17 protein-coding genes are annotated in these 21,436 nt (G+C 66.1%); 8 read left to right on the forward strand and 9 right to left on the reverse strand.

Annotation, left to right across the window (positions count from 1 at the left end):
- Window positions 1-6: 6 nt before the first annotated feature.
- Window positions 7-1,083: an NAD(P)H-dependent flavin oxidoreductase gene (locus AACH00_RS17805; RefSeq protein ID WP_341400520.1), complete on the reverse strand. Its 1,077-nt coding sequence runs from the start codon at window positions 1,081-1,083 to the stop codon at window positions 7-9.
- A gap of 43 nt (window positions 1,084-1,126) precedes the next feature.
- Window positions 1,127-1,363 (reverse strand): SlyX family protein, encoded by a 237-nt coding sequence (locus AACH00_RS17810; protein ID WP_341400521.1) that lies wholly within the window; start codon window positions 1,361-1,363, stop codon window positions 1,127-1,129.
- A 137-nt stretch (window positions 1,364-1,500) separates the two neighbouring features.
- Here AACH00_RS17810 and AACH00_RS17815 point away from each other — a divergent pair, with 137 nt between their 5' ends.
- Window positions 1,501-3,534: an oxidoreductase gene (locus AACH00_RS17815; RefSeq protein ID WP_341400522.1), complete on the forward strand. Its 2,034-nt coding sequence runs from the start codon at window positions 1,501-1,503 to the stop codon at window positions 3,532-3,534.
- 893 nt (window positions 3,535-4,427) lie between these two features.
- Here AACH00_RS17815 and purL read toward each other — a convergent pair.
- Window positions 4,428-8,438, reverse strand: a complete 4,011-nt coding sequence (gene purL, locus AACH00_RS17820; RefSeq protein WP_341400523.1) for a phosphoribosylformylglycinamidine synthase — start codon at window positions 8,436-8,438, stop codon at window positions 4,428-4,430.
- Between the two features lie 192 nt (window positions 8,439-8,630).
- Here purL and map point away from each other — a divergent pair, with 192 nt between their 5' ends.
- The 6 genes from map (at window position 8,631) to AACH00_RS17850 (ending at window position 14,927) form a co-directional block, all read left to right on the forward strand.
- Window positions 8,631-9,434 carry a type I methionyl aminopeptidase gene (gene map / locus AACH00_RS17825; RefSeq protein WP_341400524.1) on the forward strand — a complete coding sequence of 268 codons (804 nt, stop codon included), beginning with the start codon at window positions 8,631-8,633 and terminating at the stop codon, window positions 9,432-9,434.
- 9 nt (window positions 9,435-9,443) lie between these two features.
- Entirely contained in the window at window positions 9,444-12,062 is a 2,619-nt protein-coding gene (locus AACH00_RS17830; RefSeq protein WP_341400525.1) for a [protein-PII] uridylyltransferase, read from the forward strand.
- Entirely contained in the window at window positions 12,059-13,114 is a 1,056-nt protein-coding gene (gene mnmH / locus AACH00_RS17835) for a tRNA 2-selenouridine(34) synthase MnmH (protein WP_341400526.1), read from the forward strand. The genes AACH00_RS17830 and mnmH overlap by 4 nt, the downstream gene beginning before the upstream one ends.
- A 164-nt stretch (window positions 13,115-13,278) precedes the next feature.
- On the forward strand, window positions 13,279-14,076 hold the full coding sequence (locus AACH00_RS17840; RefSeq protein WP_341400527.1) for a DUF2189 domain-containing protein: 798 nt from the start codon (window positions 13,279-13,281) through the stop codon (window positions 14,074-14,076).
- Window positions 14,077-14,295 carry a DUF2788 domain-containing protein gene (locus tag AACH00_RS17845; RefSeq protein ID WP_341400528.1) on the forward strand — a complete coding sequence of 73 codons (219 nt, stop codon included), beginning with the start codon at window positions 14,077-14,079 and terminating at the stop codon, window positions 14,293-14,295.
- On the forward strand, window positions 14,292-14,927 hold the full coding sequence (locus AACH00_RS17850) for a YitT family protein (protein ID WP_341400529.1): 636 nt from the start codon (window positions 14,292-14,294) through the stop codon (window positions 14,925-14,927). The genes AACH00_RS17845 and AACH00_RS17850 overlap by 4 nt, the downstream gene beginning before the upstream one ends.
- An 88-nt stretch (window positions 14,928-15,015) precedes the next feature.
- Here AACH00_RS17850 and phbB read toward each other — a convergent pair whose 3' ends face one another.
- The 3 genes from phbB to phaC all read right to left on the reverse strand — a co-directional run bounded on the left by phbB (window position 15,016) and on the right by phaC (window position 18,775).
- Entirely contained in the window at window positions 15,016-15,753 is a 738-nt protein-coding gene (gene phbB / locus AACH00_RS17855; protein ID WP_341400530.1) for an acetoacetyl-CoA reductase, read from the reverse strand.
- Window positions 15,754-15,854: 101 nt separating this feature from the next.
- Window positions 15,855-17,033, reverse strand: coding sequence for an acetyl-CoA C-acetyltransferase (locus AACH00_RS17860; protein ID WP_341400531.1), 1,179 nt, complete (start codon window positions 17,031-17,033; stop codon window positions 15,855-15,857).
- A 77-nt stretch (window positions 17,034-17,110) separates the two neighbouring features.
- Window positions 17,111-18,775, reverse strand: a complete 1,665-nt coding sequence (phaC, locus tag AACH00_RS17865) for a class I poly(R)-hydroxyalkanoic acid synthase (protein WP_423221959.1) — start codon at window positions 18,773-18,775, stop codon at window positions 17,111-17,113.
- Window positions 18,776-18,945: 170 nt separating this feature from the next.
- Between phaC and AACH00_RS17870 the strand changes: the two genes are divergently transcribed.
- The gene (locus tag AACH00_RS17870) at window positions 18,946-19,200 is read left to right on the forward strand and encodes a hypothetical protein (RefSeq protein ID WP_341400532.1); all 255 of its coding nucleotides are present in this window, start codon (window positions 18,946-18,948) and stop codon (window positions 19,198-19,200) included.
- A 25-nt stretch (window positions 19,201-19,225) separates the two neighbouring features.
- Here the strand turns inward: AACH00_RS17870 and pgeF are convergent, their stop codons facing one another.
- The 3 genes from pgeF to AACH00_RS17885 are packed head-to-tail and all read right to left on the reverse strand — an operon-like array spanning window position 19,226 to window position 21,370.
- Complete coding sequence (gene pgeF / locus AACH00_RS17875) at window positions 19,226-20,035, reverse strand: peptidoglycan editing factor PgeF (protein ID WP_341400533.1); 810 nt, start codon at window positions 20,033-20,035, stop codon at window positions 19,226-19,228.
- The gene (gene maiA / locus AACH00_RS17880; protein ID WP_341400546.1) at window positions 20,022-20,657 is read right to left on the reverse strand and encodes a maleylacetoacetate isomerase; all 636 of its coding nucleotides are present in this window, start codon (window positions 20,655-20,657) and stop codon (window positions 20,022-20,024) included. The genes pgeF and maiA overlap by 14 nt, the downstream gene beginning before the upstream one ends.
- 11 nt (window positions 20,658-20,668) lie before the next feature.
- Window positions 20,669-21,370, reverse strand: a complete 702-nt coding sequence (locus AACH00_RS17885) for a fumarylacetoacetate hydrolase family protein (protein ID WP_341400534.1) — start codon at window positions 21,368-21,370, stop codon at window positions 20,669-20,671.
- Between the last annotated feature and the right edge of the window lie 66 nt (window positions 21,371-21,436).

Raw genomic sequence — 21,436 nt, forward strand, 5'->3', positions numbered from 1 at the left:
GTTGGCTCAGCCCAGCAACGCCCCGGCCTGCTGCCAGGTGTGTCGCAGCCAGTCTTCCGCCGGCATGGCCTGGGCCAGGCCGGCAGACTGGCCCGCCCAGGCCTGCATGCGGTGCACATCGCCGGCCGACGTGGCATCGGCACGCATCGCCGTCGTCAAGCCGCGCTGGCGTGGATAAGGCGCGGGTTCAGGCGCCTCCGGCGCTGCAGCGGCGCGCACATAGTCGGTGGCCAGCGCGCGCCCCCAGCGCCCTGAAAACGCCCGCGTGAGCTGGGTGTCTTCCGGCGCCGTCACAGCCAGCAAACCGGCCCAGGCCGGGTGCACCGCGGCTTCGGGCGTGCGCAGCAGCGCCGTGCCCACCTGCACGGCACTGGCGCCCAGCAGCAAGGCCGCCGCCACACCCCGCGCATCACCAATGCCGCCTGCGGCCACCACCGGCACCTGCACGGCATCCACCACCTGGGGCAGCAGCGACATCAGGCCCACCGCATCACGCTGGGCATGGGCCGCCACAAACGCGCCGCGGTGCCCGCCCGCTTCGGCCCCTTGCGCCACGATGACGTCCGCCCCGGCGGCTTCAGCCAGCCGAGCCTCGGCCACCGTCGTCACCGTCGCCCACCAGGCCACACCGGCCGCGCGGGCCTGCGCCACGCGCTCGGGCGGCAGCAAACCCATGATCGTGGAGAGCACCGCCGGACGCAGCGCCAGGGCCATCTCCAGTTGCTCATTCACGTCGTGCAGCGGCGCATCAGCGGCGTGCGCCGGCACTTCCGGGCCGAAGCCGGCAAGAAAACCGCGCAGCGCGGCTTCGTGGTCCGGCTGCGGCACGGCAGGCGCGGGCTCAGGCATCCAGAGGTTCAGCAGCAAGGGACCGCCGCCCTGGCTGCGGAACTGCAGCACCCAGTCCTCCATCGCCGGGGCTGCATGCATCAGGGCACCAAAGGCCGCCATGCCGCCGGTGGCACTGAAGGCCAGGGGCAAGGCGTGGTGCGTCACGCCAGCCATCGGGGCCATCACCACCGGATGTTGAAGTTGGTACTGGCGGCAGAACTGCTCGACACGCAACAAGGCGGGGTGGGTCATGGGCGAATCCGGACAGACTGAACGGGGCGCTGGGTGGATGGGCTCAATAGTGCGGCGGCAATTCGTCGCGCAGGCTGCGGAAGGCAGCGCCGCCACCGCTGTCGGGGGCTTGCTGACGGAGCTGCAGCACCTCACGCGCGAGCAGGTCAATCTGCGCCTGCTGGCGCACGATGATCTGGTTGAGCGTTTCGAGCAGGTCGTCGGTGTAGCTGGCCTTGATTTCCAGGTCGGTCAGCCGCGCATCAATGCGCCCGGGATCGGCGGGGTCGGTGTCATGCATGCCGCTATTGGACATGCATTGCGTGAATCGCGGGTAATCCCGATGCAGATTTGAGGCATCTCGCCTAGCCGGAGCGAGCACACCCGGCCGCACCGGGCCCACAATCGAACGATCGTTCGTTTTCCATCGCTGATGCCATGACTGCCTACCCTCACCTGCTGCAGCCACTCGATCTGGGTTTCACCACCCTGAAGAACCGCGTGCTGATGGGCTCGATGCACACCGGCCTGGAAGAGGGCCGCGACCTGCGTAAGCTGGCCGCGTACTTTGCCGAACGCGCCCAGGGTGATGTCGGTCTGATGGTGACGGGTGGCTTCGCCCCGAACATCGAAGGCTGGGCCAAGCCGTTCGCCGGCATGCTGGTGACCCACGGTGGCGCCAAGCGACACAAGGTGGTGACGGATGCGGTGCACGCCGAGGGCGGCAAGATCGCGATGCAGATCCTGCACACCGGCCGCTACGCCTACCACCCGCTGGCGGTGGCGCCGTCGCGCATCAAATCGCCCATCTCGCCGTTCACGCCCCGCGCGCTGTCGGCCCGCGGTGTCGAGCGCCAGATCCGCGCGTTCGTGCGCTGCGCCGTGCTGGCCCGCGAGGCCGGCTACGACGGCGTCGAGATCATGGGCAGCGAGGGCTACTTCATCAACCAGTTCCTCGCCGCCCACACCAACCAGCGTGACGACGAATGGGGCGGCTCGTATGCCAACCGCATGCGCCTCGCCGTGGAAATCGTGCGCCGCACCCGCGAAGCCGTCGGCCCCGACTTCATCCTGATCTATCGCCTCTCCATGATCGACCTGGTGCCCGGCGGCTCCAGCTGGGAAGAGGTGGTGATGCTGGCCAAGGCGATCGAAGCCGCAGGTGCCACCATCATCAACACCGGCATCGGCTGGCACGAAGCCCGCGTGCCGACGATCGCCACCAGCGTGCCGCGTGGCGCCTTCGCTTGGCTGACCAAGAAGATGAAGGAAGAGGTGCGGATTCCGCTGGTCACCAGCAACCGCATCAACACGCCGGAGCTGGGTGACGTGCTGCTGGCCGAGGGCTACGCCGACATGATTTCAATGGCCCGCCCACTGCTGGCCGACGCACATTTCGTGAAGAAGGCTGCTGAAGGGCACGCGGCGGACATCAACACCTGCATCGCCTGCAACCAGGCCTGCCTTGATCACATCTTCGTCAACAAGTTGACCAGCTGCCTCGTGAACCCGCGGGCCTGCCACGAGACGGAAATCATCATCCAGCGCACTCCGGCGCGCAAGAAGATGGCCGTGGTTGGCGCCGGCCCGGCCGGCTTGTCGGTGGCCACCACACTGGCCGAGCGTGGCCATGAGGTGCACTTGTTTGACGCTGCAGCTGAGGTGGGTGGCCAGCTCAACCTGGCCAAGCAGGTGCCGGGCAAGGAAGAGTTCCATGAAACCCTGCGCTACTGGCGCCGCCGGGTTGACGCGACCGGTGTGCAACTGCACCTGTCCACCCGCGTTTCAGCCGCCAGCCTGCTGGCAGGCGGCTACACCGATGTGGTGCTGGCCACCGGCGTGGTTCCGCGAAACCCGCGCATCCCGGGCCAGGACCACCCGAAGGTACTGAGCTACATCGAGGTGCTCAAGGGCGCCAAGGTGGGTGACCGCGTCGCCGTGATTGGCGCCGGTGGCATTGGCTTCGACGTGGCGGAGTTCCTGGTGCACAGCGGTACCTCCACCGCGCTGGACCTGCCGGCCTGGCTGGCCGAATGGGGCGTGACGGACCCGGCACTGGCCCGCGGTGGCCTGGCCACCGAAAGCCCGGCACCGCTGCACGCCCCGGCGCGTGACGTGACGCTGCTGCAGCGCAAGGCCGGCAAACTCGGCGCCGGTCTGGGCAAGACGACAGGCTGGATCCACCGTGCCGCCCTGAAGCAGAAAAAGGTGCGGATGATTGGCGGCGTGAACTACGAGCGCATCGGCGACGAGGGCCTGCAGATCAGCGACGGCGAGCAACGCGAGAACTTGCGCTGGCTGCCCGTCGACACCATCGTGCTGTGCGCGGGCCAAGAGCCGCTGCGCGAGTTGCAGGTGCCGCTGGAAGCGGGCGGCGCCAAGGTCCACATCATCGGCGGCGCCTTCGAAGCCGGCGAGCTGGATGCCAAGCGGGCCATTGACCAAGGCGTGCGTTTGGGTAGCCGGCTCTGAGAAAAGTGGTGCTCGGCCAAGGTCGCCGGGTGAGTACCTGCGCTCATGTCCTCCGGGTCGGGCTGCGCCCGCCCCTCCCCCTTGACTTCGCTCCGGCACTCACCCGTCACCCTCGGCCCCTCCAGCCGATGAGCACTGCCACGCCCAAATACCCGGCTCGCAACGCACAGCACTGAACTCTGGAACGTGGACCCCATCGTTACCCCAGCCCCAGCCCCAGCCCCAGCCCCAGCCCCAGCCCCAGCCCCAGCCGTGGCCTGGGCGGGTGGGTGTTCGGGTCTGCGAAGCGAGGTAAAAGGAGGAGACGACAGCCACAGGCTGTCGGCGGGGGACACGAGCGCAGCAGACCCGGAGGCCCACCTGCCCGCGCGCCAACCGAAGATGAAACAGTACCGGCGCCGAAGTCACCCAGCCTCCAACGGAGCCTGCGGAAGGGATGGCGCTCGGCCGCGGTCGCCGAGTGAGTGCCTCCGCTCATGTCCTCCGGGTCGGGCTGCGCCCGCCCCTCCCCCTTGACTTCGCTCCGGCACTCACCCGTCACCCTCGGCCCCTCCAGCCGATGCGCACTGCCACGCGCAAACACTCGACACGCCATGCGCACTGAGTACGCACTGAGCCCAAGAAAAGCGTTGACCTCATCGTCACCCCAGCCCCAACCGTCGCCTGGGCAGGTGGGTGTTCGGGTCTGCGAAGCGAGGTAAAAGGAGGAGACGGCAGCCGCAGGCTGTCGGCGGGGGACACGAGCGCAGCAGACCCGGACACCCACCTGCCCGCGCTCCACCTGCCCACGCTCCACCCATCGCTCACCACCCAACAAGCCAGGTACAGACGAAAAAAAGGCCCGCATGAAGCGAGCCTTTCACCATCAGCGAACAGACGGAACTAGCGCTTCATCAGCCCACGAACTTGCGTGCGTTCTGGAACATGCGCATCCACGGGCTGTGAGCATTGATGTCGCCATCGGTCCAGCTCATCAACGCATTGCGGAACACACGCTCCGGATGCGGCATCAGCACCGTGAACCGACCATCGGCCGTGGTCACCGACGTCAGACCACCCGGGCTGCCGTTCGGATTCAGCGGATACGCCTCGGTCGGCAAACCTTGTCCATCGACAAAACGAACCGCCTGCTTCACCTTGGCTGCGTCACCACGCTGCGAGAAATCAGCGAAACCTTCGCCGTGCGCCACGGCGATCGGCAGACGCGTGCCGGCCATGCCCTGGAAGAAGATCGACGGGCTGTCCAGCACTTCCACCATCGCCAGGCGTGCCTCGAACTGCTCGCTCTTGTTGCGCGTGAACTTCGGCCAATCCTGCGCACCCGGGATGATCGGCGACAAGGCGGCCATCATCTGGCAGCCATTGCAGATACCCAGCGCGAACGTGTCCTGGCGGCCGAAGAAGCCAGCAAACTGCTCGGCCAGCTTCGGATTGAACATGATCGAACGGGCCCAGCCCTCGCCGGCACCCAGGGTGTCGCCGTAGCTGAAACCGCCGCAAGCCACAAAACCCTGGAACTGGTCCAGACGGGCGCGGCCGCTCTGCAGATCGCTCATGTGCACGTCGAACGCGTCGAAGCCCGCCTGGTCGAACACATAGCTGGTCTCGACATGGCTGTTCACGCCCTGCTCACGCAGGATCGCCACCTTCGGACGCGCCTTGCCGATGAACGGCGCAGCCACGTTCACGGCCGGGTCGAACGTCAGTGCGGTGTGCAGACCGCTGTCGGAGCCACCCGCCAGCGCATGTTCGCTGTCAGCGCATTCCGGGTTGTCGCGCAGGCGGGCGATGCGCCACGACACCTCGTCCCACACCTGATGCAGGTCTTGCAGCGGGGCGCTGAACTGGTTCTTGGCATCGCGCCAGACTTCCACGGTTTCCTTGTCGTTGGCCTTGCCGACGACATGGCTGATCTTGCTCAGGCCGTGCGCGCGCAGCGTGGCCAGCACGGCATCGCGGTCAGCGGTCTTCACCTGCAGCAGCGCGCCCAGCTCTTCGTTGAACAGCGCCTTCAGCGTCAGCTCGTCGCGACGGCCGCTGGTCTGTGCAGCCCAGTTCTTCGCGTCGCCCGTGTCGGCACGGCTGTCGGAAATGCCGTCGCCTTCGGTGACCAGCATGTCCACATTCAGGCTCAGGCCACGATGGCCGGCGAAGGCCATCTCGCACGCCGCTGCCCACAGGCCGCCGTCTGAGCGGTCGTGATACGCCTGCAGCTTGCCGGCGGCACGCAGCTCGTTCACTGCGGCCACCAGGGCCTTCAGCTGTGCCGGATCATCCAGATCAGGCACGGTGTCACCGAACTGCTGCAGCGTCTGGCCCAGGATCGAGCCGCCCATGCGGGACTTGCCATTGCCCAGATCCACCAGGATCAGCGTGCTGTCGCCGATCTGCAGCTGCGGCGTCAGCGTGCCGCGCACATCGTCCAGCGTGGCAAACGCGGTGACGATCAAGGACACCGGCGCCACCACTTGCTTGGTCTCGCCATCGTCTTGCCAGCGCGTGCGCATCGACAGGCTGTCCTTGCCCACCGGAATGCTGATGCCCAGTGCCGGGCACAGTTCCATGCCGACGGCCTTCACGGTGTCGTACAGCGCAGCGTCTTCACCGGGCTCACCGCAGGCGGCCATCCAGTTGGCGCTCAGCTTCACACGCTCCATCTGGAACGGCGCAGCCAGCAGGTTGGTGATGGCTTCACCCACCGCCATGCGGCCGGAGGCCGGGCCGTCGAGCGAGGCCAGCGGCGTGCGCTCGCCCATGCTCATGGCTTCGCCGCGGAAACCGGCGTAATCAGCCAGCGTCACCGCGCAGTCGGCCACCGGCACCTGCCACGGGCCGACCATCTGGTCGCGGTGGTTCATGCCGCCCACGGTGCGGTCACCGATCGAAATCAGGAAACGCTTGCTGGCCACGGTCGGGTGGCGCAGCACGTCCAGGGCGGCCTTGCCGAGCGACACGTCGGTCAGGTTCAGCGGGGCCAGCTTGCGCTCGACGCGCTTCACGTCGCGGTGCATCTTGGGCGGCTTGCCCAGCAGCACGTCCATCGGCATGTCGATCACGCGCTCGCCGCCCGGGCCGTCTTCCAGCACCAGCGACAGCTCGTCGGTGGTCACGCCAACGATGGCGAAGGGGCAACGCTCACGCTCGCACATCTGCTCGAACAGCGGCAGCAGATCCGGGTTCACTGCCAGGGTGTAGCGCTCCTGGCTCTCGTTGCACCAGATTTCCTTCGGTGCCAGGCCGGATTCTTCCAGCGGCACCTTGCGCAAGTCGAACCGCGCGCCCTTGCCTGCGCCGTCCACCAGCTCAGGGAAGGCGTTCGAGATGCCACCGGCGCCCACGTCGTGGATGGCGACGATGGGGTTGCCCTCGCCCAGCGACCAGCAATGGTTGATCACTTCCTGGGCACGACGCTCGATTTCAGGGTTGCCGCGCTGCACCGAGTCGAAGTCGAGCGACGCGGTGTTGGTGCCGGCCGCCATCGAGCTGGCAGCACCGCCGCCCATGCCGATGCGCATGCCCGGGCCGCCCAGCTGGATCAGCAGCGTGCCGGCGCCAAACGGCAGCTTGTGCGTCTGGTTGGCGCTGATGGTGCCCAGGCCACCGGCGATCATGATGGGCTTGTGATAGCCGCGGCGGATGGCATCCTCGCCCTCGCCCACGGTCTGCTCAAAGACGCGGAAGTAGCCCGCCAGGTTGGAGCGACCGAACTCGTTGTTGAAGGCCGCGCCACCGAGCGGGCCCTCGGTCATGATCTGCAGCGGGCTGGCGATGTGCTCGGGCTTGCCCACCGGGTTCTTTTCCCACGGCTCTTGCGTGCCGGGCAGGTGCAGGTTCGACACCGAGAAGCCAGTCAGGCCCACCTTCGGGCGCGAGCCACGGCCGGTCGCGCCTTCGTCACGGATTTCACCGCCAGCGCCAGTCGAGGCACCCGGGAACGGCGAAATGGCGGTCGGGTGGTTGTGCGTTTCCACCTTCATCAGCACGTGGGTGGTTTCCGTGCGGGCGCCGTATTGCGGCGCGTTGGTGAACCCCTGCGGCAGCCAGCGCTCAGTCGTGCCACCTTCCATCACGGCGGCGTTGTCGCTGTAGGCGACCACCGTGTGCTGCGGGTTCAGCTTTTCGGTGTTGCGGATCATGCCGAACATCGACAGCGGCTGCTTTTCGCCGTCGATGCTGAACTCGGCATTGAAGATCTTGTGGCGGCAGTGCTCGCTGTTGGCCTGCGCGAACATCATCAGCTCGACGTCCGACGGGTTGCGCTTCAAGCCGGTGAATGCCGCCACCAGATAGTCGATTTCGTCGCCCGACAGCGCCAGGCCAAACTCGACGTTGGCGGCTTCCAGCGCGGTACGGCCCTGGCCCAGCACGTCCACATGGGCCATCGGCTCGGCCGGCTTTTCATCAAACAGGTGCTGTGCCGCATCGCGCTCGAAAGCCACGCTTTCGGTCATGCGGTCGTGCAGCAGCAGGGCGCAGGCTGTCAGTTCATCGGCCGACAGCGGCTTGTTGCCACCGGTCAGGCTGCTCACCAGGCCGGTCTTGAGCGTCAGGCGGAATTCGGTGACGCGCTCGACGCGGTGGATACCCAGACCGCAGTTGTGGGCGATGTCAGTGGCCTTCGAGGCCCAGGGCGACACGGTGCCCAGGCGCGGCATCACCACGATCAGCGCGCCTTCGTCGGCCGAGCCTTCGTAGGCATCGCCGTAATTCAGCAGCGCGGCGAGCTTGTCCGCCTGGCCGGCGTCCAGTGCGTCATCGCTCAGGGCCCAGTGCACATGGCGGGCACTCACGCCGGTGATCCGTGGGCAGGCAGCTTGCAGGGCGGGCAGCAGGGCTGCGGCGCGGAAGGCTGACAAGGCGTTGCCGCCCTCGAAGTGCATCAGGTGCTTGGAAGCTTTGGACATGGAATCCCGTCGGTTGGCGGCGGTTTTGAGGGGGTCTGACCCGCGTTGTGAGCTCGGCCAATGCGGTGTTGGCGCTGTTGGCGCCGCTGAACGCGTGTTGCCGAACCCATGAAAACCCGGAATTTTACGATGCGATGGGACAATTGGGCACTTGGCCAGCGCGCCGCGACGGCCCTTGCGATAATTCCACCCATGACGATCACCCTGAAGACTGCCGCCGACATCGAGCGGATGCGCGTTGCCGGCCGCCTTGCGTCGGAAGTTCTCGACATGCTGACGCCCCATGTGAAGCCGGGCATCACCACCGAGCAACTCGACAAGCTGGCCCACGATCACATCGTGAAGGTGCAAAAGGCCATCCCGGCGCCGCTGAATTACCAGCCGCCCGGCTACACGCCGTACCCGAAGTCGATCTGCACCTCGGTGAACCACCAGATCTGCCACGGCATCCCGAACGAGCGCGCCCTGAAGAGCGGCGACATCGTCAACATCGACGTCACCGTCATCAAGGACGGCTGGCACGGTGACACCAGCCGCATGTTCATCGTCGGTGAAGGCTCGATCGCTGCCAAGCGCCTGTGCCAGATCACCTACGACGCCATGTGGAAGGGCATCCAGAAGGTCAAGCCGGGCGTCCGCCTGGGCGACATCGGCCACGCCATCCAGACCTTCACCGAGAACCAGGGCTTCTCGGTGGTGCGCGAGTTCTGCGGCCACGGCATTGGCTCGAAGTTCCATGAGGAACCGCAGGTGCTGCATTACGGCCGCCCCGGCACGCTGGAAGAGCTGGTGCCCGGCATGGTGTTCACGATCGAGCCGATGGTGAACGCCGGTCGCCGCGAGATCAAGGAAATGGGCGACGGCTGGACCATCGTCACCAAAGACCGCTCGCTGTCCGCACAGTGGGAACACACCATCGTCGTCACCGAAACCGGCTACGAGGTGCTGACCGTCTCCGAAGGCAGCCCGGCCCTGCCCGCCTTCATGACGGCCTGAGCTCCACGGATGCCCGCAGTACCCGCACCCGCCGCCGCCCCCTTGAACCTGGCCGAGTTGCGCCAGCAATTCCGCGACGGCAAGACCAAGCTGCTGGACCAGTTCCGCGACACCCGGGCCACGGCCACCAGCGCCACCCGCCTGATGCGCTCACTGGCCCGGCATGTCGACGGCATGCTGGCCAGCCTCTGGGCGCAGTCCGGGCTGCCGACCGGCGCTGCCCTGCTCGCCGTGGGCGGCTACGGGCGCGGGGAGCTCTTCCCCTACTCGGATGTGGACGTGCTGGTGCTGCTGCCTCCGGGCCAGGCCGACAGCGACGAGCTGCGCAGCGCGGTGTCGGGCTTCATCACCGGTTGCTGGGACATCGGGCTGGAGATCGGCTCATCCGTGCGCACGGTGGAAGACTGCATCGCCGAGGCCCGCAAGGACGTGACGGTGCAGACCTCGCTGCTGGAAAGCCGCTTTCTGTGCGGCAGCCGGCGCCTGTTCAACACCTTCCGCCATGCCAACACCGAGGCGATGGACGCCCCGGCGTTCCTGCAGGCCAAGATGCTGGAATTGCGCCAGCGCCATGTGAAGTACGAGGACACGCCCTACTCGCTGGAGCCGAATTGCAAGGAAAGCCCCGGCGGCCTGCGTGACCTGCAGGTGGTGATGTGGGTGGCCCGCGCCGCCGGCCTGGGCAAGACCTGGGGCGAGCTGGCCAGCAAGGGCCTGATCACGCCGTTCGAGGTGAAGCAGTTGCAACGCCATGAAGGCGTGCTGAAGGTCATCCGCTGCCGCCTGCATCAGGTGGCCGGTCGGCGAGAAGACCGGCTGGTATTTGACCTGCAGACCGCCGTGGCCGAGAGTTTTGGCTACCAGGGCAGCAAGTCCGAGCGTGCCTCCGAGGTGCTGATGCACCGCTACTACTGGGCAGCGAAGGCCGTCACCCAGCTCAACCAGATCCTGGTGTTGAACATCGAGGAACGCATCAACCGCACGGAAACCGTGCCGATGCGTCCGATCAATGCCCGCTTCCTGGACCGTGCCGGCATGCTGGAGGTGTCGCACGACGACCTCTACACCGAGAACCCGCACGCCATCCTCGAAAGCTTTCTGATTTATCAGCAGACGCCGGGCATCAAGGGTTTCTCGGCGCGCACCCTGCGGGCGCTCTACAACGCCCGCAACGTGATGGACGGCGCCTTCCGGCGTGACCCGGTGAACCGGGACCTGTTCATGGACATCCTGCGACAGCCCGAAGGCCAGACGCACGCCTTCCGCCTGATGAACCAGACCTCGGTGCTGGGTCGCTACCTGTGGGTGTTCCGCCGCATCGTCGGGCGCATGCAGCATGACCTGTTCCACGTCTACACGGTGGACCAGCACATCCTGATGGTGCTGCGCAATGTGCGCCGCTTCTTCATCCCCGAGCACACGCACGAATACGCGTTCTGCTCGCAGCTGGCCGCCGGTTTCGAGAAGCCCTGGCTGCTCTACATCGCCGCGCTCTTCCATGACGTGGCCAAGGGCCGGGGCGGAGATCACTCCGAGCTCGGCGGCGTGGAAGTACGGCGTTTCTGCCGCGACCACGGCCTGGCCAAGGACGAAACCCAGCTGGTCGAATTCCTGGTGCGACACCACCTGACGATGAGCCAGGTCGCGCAGAAGGAAGACCTGTCTGACCCCGACGTCATCCGCCACTTCGCCCAGCGCGTGGGCACCGCCCGCAACCTGACCGCGCTCTACCTGCTGACGGTGGCGGACATCCGCGGCACCAGCCCCAAGGTGTGGAACGCCTGGAAGAGCAAGCTGCTGGAAGACCTCTTCCGCCTGACGCTGCGCGCACTTGGCGGCGCTGAGCCCAATGCCGAGACCGAGATCGAGGCGCGCAAGCAGGAAGCCCAGCAGATCCTGGCCCTGCACAGCGCCTTGCCGGGCACCGAGCAACCGCTGTGGAAGACGCTGGAGCTGAGCTATTTCGCGCGGCACGACGCCACCGAAATCGCCTGGCATGCACGGGCCCTGTGGCGCCATCTGGAAACGGCGGTGCCCATCGTCCGGGCGCGTCCATCGCCCATCGGCGACGGCCTGCAGGTGCTGGTGTTTTCGCCCGACCGCCCTGACCTGTTCGCCCGCATCTGCGGCTACTTCGACGGCGCCGGTTTCTCCATTCAGGACGCCAAGGTTCACACCACGCGCGCGGGCTTTGCGCTCGACACCTTCCAGGTGGTGAGCCCGGCGGCCGAAGGCCATGGGGCCTCAGCCTACCGCGACATGATCTCGCTGGTCGAAACCCAAGCCATCCTCGCCTTGTCGAGCGACGGCCCGCTGCCGGCGCCGGGTCGCGGCCGTGTGTCGCGCCGCGTGCGCTCGTTCCCGGTCAAGCCGCGCGTGTTGTTGCGGCCTGACGAACGCGGCCAACGCTGGCTGCTGTCGGTCAGTGCCAGCGACCGCTCCGGCCTGCTGTACGCCATCGCCCGGGTGCTGGGCGCGCACGGCATCAGCCTGCAACTGGCCAAGGTGTCCACGCTGGGTGAGCGGGTGGAAGACACGTTCCTGGTGAGCGGCTCGGCCCTGCAGCAGCCCAAGTTGCAGTTGCAGATGGAGTCGGAATTGCTGGATGCGATCGGCGCTGCGCCATGAGCTTCAGCACGGTGAATGCCGCCGAATGGCTGGCCGACCCCAGCGCGTTCGACACGGTGATCGACGTGCGTTCGCCCTCGGAGTTTGCGGAGGACCACTTGCCGGGCTCGGTCAACTGGCCGGTGCTGGACGACCTGGAGCGCGCCCGCGTGGGCACGATCTACAAACAGGTGTCCACCTTCGAGGCGCGCAAGGTGGGGGGCGCGTTGGTGTCGCGCCGCATCGCCGACATCCTCGATCAATGGGTGGCTGACAAGCCGAAAGACTGGCGACCGCTGGTGGTGTGCTGGCGCGGTGGCCAACGCTCGGGCAGCCTGAGCCTGGTGCTGGCGCAGGTGGGTTTTCGCACCCGGCAACTGGCCGGCGGCTACAAGGGCTTCCGGGCCTGCGTGCGCGATGAGCTGACCACGCTGCCGGGGCAGTTCACCTGGCAGGTGATTTCCGGCCGCACCGGCAGTGGCAAGACGCGTCTGCTGCATGCGCTGCGTGATGCGGGCGCCCAGACGCTGGACCTGGAAGCACTGGCCGCCCACCGTGGTTCGGTGCTGGGCGGACTGCCCAACCAGCCCCAACCCAGCCAGAAGCGCTTTGAGTCCCTGGTGTGGGGTGCGTTGAAGCAGCTGGACCCGACACGTCCGGTGTTCGTTGAAAGCGAAAGCCGCAAGATCGGCCAGCGTCAGGTGCCTGAGGCCTTGCTGCAGTCGATGCGCAATCCGGCCACGCTGATCGAGGTCAGCATGCCCTTGCCCGGCCGGGTGGAGTTGCTGCTGGAAGAGTATCCAGAGTGCACCGAAGACGTGGCCGGCTTTTGCCAGCGCCTGGATGCATTGATCGAGCTGCGTGGCCGCGAGCTGGTGGGTGAGTGGCAGGGCCAGGCCCAGCGCGGCGACTGGCACCCCCTGCTGCACACGCTGCTTGGGCGGCACTACGACCCGCTCTACGACAAGTCGACCCAAGGGAACTTCCGCGCGACCTGCCTGCGCCGCGAGTTGGAACTGGTTGACGGCCGCTCTGCCAGCATGCTGGCCGCAGCCACTGCCTTGCTGGGCTGAGCCCACCCGGAGCCAGCCGAGGGCCAACGCGCAGCCGGGCGGTGCATGCAGTGAATCAACACCGCTTCACCGTTGCCGGCGCAGTCGCGGCATCATGTGCAAACGTGTTCGTGCTTGCTGTTTGTCAAGCGACGAGCCACCCGTCCCTGTCAGGATAGCGTCCCATGTCGAACCGTCTGGCCGAGAAGGCCTTGCAAGAATCCCGCAGCTTTGGCGTACGCCGCATTCCGGCGTTGCGCCCGCTGGGCTGGCTCGCGCGCGGGTGGTCAGACCTGATGAACTGCCCCGTGCCCGGCCTGTTGCACGGCTTGGTGCTGGCCGGCATCGGCGGTTTGCTCACGGCCTGGGCCAGGCACCAGTTCTGGCTGCTGGTCGGCGCGTTCTCTGCATTCCTGCTGGTGGCCCCCATTCTGGCCACGGGGCTGTACGCCGTCAGCCGCAGCCTCGAAAAAGGCGAGAAGCCCACGCTGCAGACGGCCATGAAGGCCTGGCAGCCGAATGACGGTCGCCTTGTGGTGTTTGGCCTGTTGCTCGCTTTCGCGGGCCTGGGCTGGGTGCTCACGTCCGCCTCGCTCATCACCGGCTTTGCACCCGTCCGCATCCAGACGCCGGTTGATTTCCTGCGCCATGTGGTGCTGGCGCCCACCGGGCACTTGTTCGAGATCTGGCTGGCCTTGGGTGCCCTGCTCGCCGCACCCGTATTCGCTTCCAGCGTGGTGGCCATCCCGCTGCTGCTCGACCGCCATGTCGGCGTGCTGGGGGCCGTGTTCACCAGCTGGCGCGTGGTGATGGAACATCCGGTGCCCATGGCTTTCTGGGCGGCCCTGCTGCTGTTGCTGACCGGCCTGGGCATGGCCTCGATGCTGTTCGGCCTGATCATCGTTGTGCCCTGGCTGGCCCATGCCAGCTGGCACGCCTATCGCGACGTCGTGGACACCTCCGGGCTGTCGGAGCGCAATTGAATGTTCGGATATTCCGAAGAACAGATCGCGTGGTTCGGCCTGACCTTCGGGGTCTCGGCCTTCATGCTGTACATGGTGTTCATCATCCTGCAGTTGGCCCGTGAGTCTCGCGCCGGCCGGTTCGGCACCTTCGTGCTGTTGCTGGGCCTGGGTGTTGGCCTGCTGGGCTTTGCGGCCAAAGGTCTGATCAAGTTCTTCATGGCCGGCATCGTCGAATGAGCTCAGGCGCACCTGCGGCTGAGGGCGCGTCTTCGCCCGTGCAGCGCCACGCCTGGTACGACGACGCCCAGGCCCTGCTCATCGGCACCTTGTTCGTCAGCCTGGGCCTTTTGATGTTCCGGCACGTCGGCTTGATGACGGGTGGCACCGTGGGCCTGGCGCTGCTCGTGAAGTTCGCCAGCGGCTGGGCCTTCGGTCCGGTCTTTTTTGCCATCAACCTGCCGTTTTACTGGCTGGCGTGGAAACGCATGGGGCTGCGTTTCACGGTGAAGACATTGACGGCCGTGAGCCTCTTGGCCCTGCTCAGCGAAACGCTGCCGCAGTGGATCAGCCTGCAGGCCATTCACCCGGTGTTCGCGGCACTGGTAGGCGGCCTGCTCATCGGCACCGGCTTCATCATCTTGTTCCGCCACAAGGCCAGCCTGGGTGGCCTCAACATGCTGGTGCTGTGGCTGCAGGACCGCTTTGGCTGGCGCGCTGGCGTGGTGCAGATGGCGCTGGACGCGCTGATCTTGCTGGCGGCCTGGCCGTGGGTTGATGCGCAGCGACTGGCGCTGTCGGTGCTGGCTGCGGTGGCCATGAACGTGGCGCTGGCCGTGAACCACAAGCCGGGCCGCTACATCGCGTTCTGACGTGCTCGGACGTGTTCTTACGCGTTTTGTTTGCCCATGAAAAAAGCGGCCCGAGGGCCGCTTCGCTTTTGGTTGAAGCCTTGCGGCGTCAGCCCATGTGCAAACCACCGTTGCAGGAAAAGTCTGCACCCGTGGTGAAGCCCGAATCCGGGCCGGCCAGCCAGGCCACCACCGAGCCGATTTCCTCAGGCGTGCCCAGACGCTTCACGGGAATGGTGGCAACGATCTTCTCCAGCACTTCCGGCTTGATGGCGCGGACCATGTCGGTGCCGATGTAGCCCGGGCTGACGGTGTTCACGGTCACGCCCTTGGCGGCCATTTCCTGGGCCAGGGCCATCGTGAAGCCGTGCATGCCGGCCTTGGCAGCCGAGTAGTTCGTCTGGCCCGCCTGGCCCTTTTCACCGTTCACCGACGAGATCTGGATGATCCGGCCAAAACCGCGCTCGACCATGTCCGGCACCACTTGCTTGGTGACGTTGAACATCGAGTTCAGGTTGGTGTCGATGACCGCGTGCCAGTCGTCCGGCGTCATCTTCAGGAACATGCGGTCCTTGGTGATGCCGGCGTTGTTCACCAGCACATCGATCGGGCCGTGCTCTTCCTTCGACTTCGCGAAGGCGGCCACGGTCGATTCCCAATCCGCCACGTTGCCCACGGAGGCGTGGAACTCATAGCCCAGGGCCTTCTGCTCATCGAGCCACTTCGTGTAATCGCGGCTCGGGCCACAACCGGCCACCACGGTGAAGCCTTCCTTGGCCAGGCGTTGGCAGATGGCGGTTCCGATACCACCCATGCCACCCGTCACGTATGCAACTTTCTTCGTCATCTTCATGCTCCTCTAACCAGATCCATTGAGCCGGCCAGACACACTATGGCGCCTGGCCCGCATGCGGGAAGTCCGTGCTTACCCGTTGATGTTGTCGCGCTTCAGCGCTCGACCGTCAGGGCCACGCCCATGCCGCCGCCGATGCACAGCGAGGCGATGCCCTTCTTGGCATCGCGGCGCAGCATCTCGTGCAGCAGCGTCACCAGGATGCGGCAGCCAGACGCGCCGATCGGGTGACCGATGGCGATGGCGCCACCGTTCACATTGACCTTGGACATGTCCCAGCCCATTTCCTTGTGCACGGCGCAAGCCTGCGCTGCGAAGGCTTCGTTGATTTCCAGCAGGTCCAGATCGGCGGCCTTCCAGCCAGCGCGCTCCAGCGCCTTGCGGGCGGCGGGCACCGGGCCCATGCCCATGTAGGCGGGGTCGAGGCCGGCGCTGGCGTAGCTGGCAATGCGGGCCAGCGGGGTCAGGCCCAGGGCGGCAGCCTTGGCAGCCGTCATCAGCATCACGCCGGCTGCGCCGTCGTTCAGTCCCGACGCGTTGCCGGCCGTCACCGAACCCGCCTTGTCGAACGCCGGGCGCAGGCCAGCCAGCGCTTCGGCGTTGGTCTTGCGATTCAGGAATTCGTCGGTGTCGAACACCAGCGCATCACCCTTCTTCTGGGGAATGCTCACGCCGACGATCTCGTCCTTGAACTTGCCGGCATCTTGCGCGGCTGCGGCCTTCTGCTGCGAGGCCAGGGCCAGTGCATCCTGCTGCTCGCGGGTGATGCCGTACTGCTTGGCCACGTTCTCGGCGGTGATGCCCATGTGGTACTGGTTGTACACGTCCCAAAGACCATCGTTGATCATGGTGTCGACCAGCTTCCAGTCGCCCATGCGCTGACCGTCACGGCTGTTGGGCAGCACGTGCGGGGCGGCGCTCATGTTTTCCTGGCCACCAGCGATGATGATCTCGCTGTCGCCATCACGGATGGCCTGTGCGCCGAGCATCACGGCCTTCAGGCCCGAGCCGCACACCTTGTTGATCGTCATGCCGGGCACGCCATGGGGCAGGCCTGCCTTGATCACCGACTGGCGCGCCGGGTTCTGGCCGGAACCGGCCGTCAGCACCTGGCCGAGGATGACCTCGCCGATCTGCTCACCCGACAGGCCGCTGCGCTGCAGCAAGGCCTGGATGACGGTGGCGCCCAGCTGGGGAGCCGCTACCTTGGCGAGGGTGCCGCCGAACTTGCCCACCGCGGTGCGGGCTGCTGCAACGATGACGATGTCTGTCATTTGGGGTCTCCTGGATGGTCGCGATGATGTGATCGGTACGGCGCTGCCCCCGGTGTGGCGGGCAGCACCAGGCCCGGTCAGGCCTTTTGCTTGACGTAGCGCCCGGGGGCGGGCTCGATGACCTTGTGGGCGCGGCTGCCGGGGGTCTTGGGCGCGGCAACCAGCTTGCCGGCATGGCCTCCCAGCCACTCCGACCAGTCGGTCCACCAGCTGCCCGGCACTTCCGTGGCCTTGGCCAGCCAGTCATCGGCCTTGGCCGGCAGCTGGTCGTTCAGCCAGTGGCTGCGCTTGTTGGCCTTGGGCGGGTTGATGACGCCGGCGATGTGGCCGGAGGCCCCGAGCACGAAGCGCTTCTTGCCGCTGAAGATGCCGGTGGACGCATAAGCGCCCTGCCACGGAACGATGTGATCTTCACGCGAGCCGTAGATATAGACCGGGGCCTTGATCTTGCCGAGGTCGAGCTTCTCGCCGCACACCGTGACCTTGCCCGGCACCTTGAGGTTGTTTTCAAGGTAGGTGTTACGCAGGTACCAGCAGTACATCGGCCCTGGCAGGTTGGTGGAGTCGCCGTTCCAGTACAGCAGGTCGAACGGCGGGGGCGATTCGCCCTTGAGGTAGTTGCCCACCACGTAGTTCCACACCAGATCGTTGGGCCGCAGGAAGCTGAAGGTCGTCGCCAGTTCCTGTCCCTTCAACAAGGCCGGGCCCTTGGGCGAATCTGCACCGAGCGTCATCTCGCGCATCTGCACCATCGCTTCGTCGATGAACAGATCCAGTACACCGGTGTCGGCAAAGTCGACAAAGGTGGTCAGCAAGGTGACCGACGCTGCGGGTTGCTCACCACGCGCAGCCAGCACGCCAAGCGCCGTGGCCAGGATGGTGCCGCCGACGCAGAAGCCCAGCGTGTTGATGGTGGGCGCGCCGGTGATCTCCTGCACCACGTTGATGGCGCGAATGGCGGCATCCTCGATGTAGTTGTCCCAGGTCTTGGCCACCACGCTGTCGTCGGCATTGCGCCAGCTGACCACGAACAGGCGGTGCCCCTGCTCCACCGTGTAGCGGATCAGCGAGTTCGTCGGTTGCAGATCGAGGATGTAGTACTTGTTGATGCAAGGCGGCACGAACAGCATCGGCTTGTCGTGCACCTTGGCGGTCAGCGGCTTGTACTCGATCAGCTGGAACAGCTCGTTCTCGAAGACCACCGAGCCTTCGGTGGTGGCGACGTTCTTGCCGACCTCGAAAACGCTCTCGTCGGTCTGAGACACGTGGCCCTGTTGCACGTCGTGCCACAGGTGCTGCAGGCCCTGGCTCAGACTTTCGCCCTTGGTCTCGAGCGCCTTGCGCTGCGCTTCAGGGTTCAGCGCCAGGAAGTTGCTCGGGCTGACCGCGTCAATCCATTGCTGCACCGCGAAGCGGACGCGGGCCTTGGTCTTGGGCTCACCCTGCACCTGCTCCGCCAACTGCATCATCGTGCGGGCGTTCAGCAGATACATCTGGGCGGTGAAGGCGGAAGCCGGTGTACCCAGCCAATCCTTGGCCGCAAACCGGCGGTCGGACAGCTTCGGCGCTTCCGCTTCGCCGGCATGCAGCGAGGCATTCCAGACCTCGGTGGCTTCCTTGAGATAGTCCGCCTGCAAACGGGACAGCCCATCCGCAGGCACACTGAGCCCGGACATGGACTTCCAGATCTCACCCACCGCTGAACCAAAGGCGTCTGCATGCGCCTGTGCCTGTGCGCCCATGTCTTCGATGGACGGAATTCCCTTGTGCTTCACCGTGTTGTCTCCTGGTGGCCTGCCGGGGCAGCGTTATCGTTTGGCCGATTGATTGGCCTGACGACGTTGTACGGAGGGTAGCTTACCCGATGATGACGATATTTTCCACCTTGTGATTTTCTGTTTCACCATTTGAAATGTATATCGTTGCAATCGCCTGGGTCTTTGTGGTCGTGCTGATGGCAGCCGCGGAGGCCACCTCCACACAGGGCACGCTGCTGGGGGCCTTTTTCACCCTGCTGCTGTATGGCGCGCTGCCGCTTTCCATCGTGCTGTATGTGATGGGAACACCTGCTCGCAGGCGCGCGCGCCAGCAGGCTGAGGCCGCCCAGCAAGCGGCGCTGACCCCCACGAAAAACAACCAAGACGCGTTGCCACCTGACAACGGCTGATCAACGGAAGCCCGAGGCGATCGGCTCAGCGGCGCCAGATGGCGGCGGCATGGCGCCCGGTCTGGCGGTCACGCCGATAGGAAAAGAAGCGCTCCGGGGCTGAGACGGTGCACCACTGCCCGCCGCTGATCAAACGCACGCCGGCCTGCTGCAGGCGCCACCGCGCCAGCCCGGGCAGATCAGCCATCCACTTGCCGGGCACCGGACCCAGCTTGAAGAACGCTTCGCAGGCCGGGCCGAAGGCCGCCCGAACGTCTTCACCCACCTCGAACTGCGTCGGGCCGATGCAGGCGCCCAGCCACGCATGCACCTGCGCAGGCACCTGCCCGGTCGCTTCACACAGGCGAGCCACAGTGGCTTCCAGCACGCCGTGAGCCAAACCGCGCCATCCGGCGTGGGCCGCCCCCACCCCGGCGCCATCGGTGGTGGCAAAGAGCACTGGCAGGCAATCGGCGACCAGCACCGTGCACGCCACACCGTGCTGTGTAGTGATGCTGGCATCGGCGACCGGCAATCCACCAGCCCCATCAGCCCCGCCTGGCGCAGCGCCTGCATCCAGCATCGATCCATCCAGCAGTTGCACCTGTGTGCCGTGCACCTGGTTCAGCCAAACCGGCATCGCCCCTTCCAGCGATGCTGTGAAGCGTTCGCGGTTGCGCAGCAAGGCGGTGGCGTCATCAGCGTCCTGGCCCGGCATCGGTGGCAACTCCACCGGACGCAGGTTGAGCCCGGCAAAACTTCCGGTGCTGTAACCGCCGGCGCGCGTGGCCATTAGGCCACCCACGTTGGCAGGCAAACCCTCCGGAACCAGCCAATCGGGATCAGGCTTGAGCATCCGGGCACTTCTCTGGTTTGGTGTCTTCAAAGGCCGGCAAGGCCATGCAGGCCTCGTACACACGCATCACCTGCGGCACGTGGTCCAGGCGGCACTTGAACCGGTGGGCGTTGAAAATCTGCGGCACCAGCACGCAGTCAGCCAGGCCAGGTGTGTCGCCATGGCAGAAGCGACCGGGTTGCAGCACCAGTTGCCGCTCCACCGCAGCCAGCCCGGTTTCCACCCAGTGGCGGTACCAGCGGTCGAGGGTGTCATCGTCAGCACCCAGCTGGTTCTTCAGATAGCCCAGCACCCGCAGGTTGTTCAAGGGGTGGATTTCGCAGGCGATGTCCAGCGCCAGGGCTCGCACACGAGCGCGCTCCGCCAGGTCCACCGGCAGCAGTGGCGGCTCCGGGCAGGCTTCTTCCAGGTATTCAAGAATCGCCAGCGACTGGTGAATGCTGTGCTCACCAGCGCGCAGCAGCGGCACCAGCCGGGTGGCAGACACGCCGGCATAGGACTCCGCCAGTTGCTCACCCTTGGCCAGGTGCACCGGACGATAGAGGTAATCGAGACCCTTCAACGCCAGGCCAATCCGCACGCGGTACGACGCCGACGAGCGGAAGTAATTGAACAGCTCCAGTGGCGCGTTCATCATGCCGCGGCGCCCACCGTGAGTCGCAATTCGCCCAAGCCCTGCACCGCGCAGACCATCAGGTCACCCGGAACCACCGGGCCCACCCCTGCGGGCGTGCCTGTGAAGATCAGGTCTCCCGGCGCCAGCACCCAGGCCCGGCTGATCACGGAGATCGTCTCGTTCACGCTCCAGATCAACTCTGACAGGTCACCCGTCTGCTTGCGCACGCCGTTCACGTCGATGTGAATGCTGCCGCTGGTCAACTCACCCGTGCTGGCCTTTGGATGCAGCGGCCCCATGGGCGCGGAGTGCTCGAACGCCTTCCCGATTTCCCAGGGGCGGCCCTGCTTTTTCATGTCGTTCTGCAAATCGCGCCGGGTCATGTCGAGACCGACGGCGTAACCCCAGATGTGCTCGGCAGCCCGCTCGGCCGGAATGTCACGGCCACCGGTGCCAATGGCCACCACCAGTTCCACCTCGTGGTGCAGGTTGCTGGTTTGCGTGGGGTACGGCAGCACACCGGTCTCACCATCGGCCACGCACCAGGCGGCATCCGCCGGTTTCATGAAGAAGAACGGTGGTTCGCGGCCGTCGTCACCCATTTCGCGGGCGTGCTCGGCGTAGTTGCGACCGACGCAATAAATGCGCCGGACCGGAAATTGGCGGCCGTCCGTAGTGGGCAGCAACGTGGCAGGCGTGGGCTGAAAGACGACAGTCATGGGAGGCTTCTCACGGGTTCATGGACGCGGCTCGATGATGCCATGGGGCCACCGCTACACTGCACC

Source organism: Ideonella margarita, from assembly GCF_038066635.1.
Classification (GTDB): domain Bacteria; phylum Pseudomonadota; class Gammaproteobacteria; order Burkholderiales; family Burkholderiaceae_C; genus Ideonella; species Ideonella margarita.

Bases quoted from the DNA above. Each gene is read 5' to 3' on its own strand.
- AACH00_RS17805 (WP_341400520.1), bottom strand. From the start codon at position 1,083: ATGACCCACCCCGCCTTGTTGCGTGTCGAGCAGTTCTGCCGCCAGTAC.
- AACH00_RS17810 (WP_341400521.1), bottom strand. From the start codon at position 1,363: ATGCATGACACCGACCCCGCCGATCCCGGGCGCATTGATGCGCGGCTG.
- AACH00_RS17815 (WP_341400522.1), top strand. From the start codon at position 1,501: ATGACTGCCTACCCTCACCTGCTGCAGCCACTCGATCTGGGTTTCACC.
- purL (WP_341400523.1), bottom strand. From the start codon at position 8,438: ATGTCCAAAGCTTCCAAGCACCTGATGCACTTCGAGGGCGGCAACGCC.
- map (WP_341400524.1), top strand. From the start codon at position 8,631: ATGACGATCACCCTGAAGACTGCCGCCGACATCGAGCGGATGCGCGTT.
- AACH00_RS17830 (WP_341400525.1), top strand. From the start codon at position 9,444: ATGCCCGCAGTACCCGCACCCGCCGCCGCCCCCTTGAACCTGGCCGAG.
- mnmH (WP_341400526.1), top strand. From the start codon at position 12,059: ATGAGCTTCAGCACGGTGAATGCCGCCGAATGGCTGGCCGACCCCAGC.
- AACH00_RS17840 (WP_341400527.1), top strand. From the start codon at position 13,279: ATGTCGAACCGTCTGGCCGAGAAGGCCTTGCAAGAATCCCGCAGCTTT.
- AACH00_RS17845 (WP_341400528.1), top strand. From the start codon at position 14,077: ATGTTCGGATATTCCGAAGAACAGATCGCGTGGTTCGGCCTGACCTTC.
- AACH00_RS17850 (WP_341400529.1), top strand. From the start codon at position 14,292: ATGAGCTCAGGCGCACCTGCGGCTGAGGGCGCGTCTTCGCCCGTGCAG.
- phbB (WP_341400530.1), bottom strand. From the start codon at position 15,753: ATGACGAAGAAAGTTGCATACGTGACGGGTGGCATGGGTGGTATCGGA.
- AACH00_RS17860 (WP_341400531.1), bottom strand. From the start codon at position 17,033: ATGACAGACATCGTCATCGTTGCAGCAGCCCGCACCGCGGTGGGCAAG.
- phaC (WP_423221959.1), bottom strand. From the start codon at position 18,775: ATGGGCGCACAGGCACAGGCGCATGCAGACGCCTTTGGTTCAGCGGTG.
- AACH00_RS17870 (WP_341400532.1), top strand. From the start codon at position 18,946: ATGTATATCGTTGCAATCGCCTGGGTCTTTGTGGTCGTGCTGATGGCA.
- pgeF (WP_341400533.1), bottom strand. From the start codon at position 20,035: ATGCTCAAGCCTGATCCCGATTGGCTGGTTCCGGAGGGTTTGCCTGCC.
- AACH00_RS17885 (WP_341400534.1), bottom strand. From the start codon at position 21,370: ATGACTGTCGTCTTTCAGCCCACGCCTGCCACGTTGCTGCCCACTACG.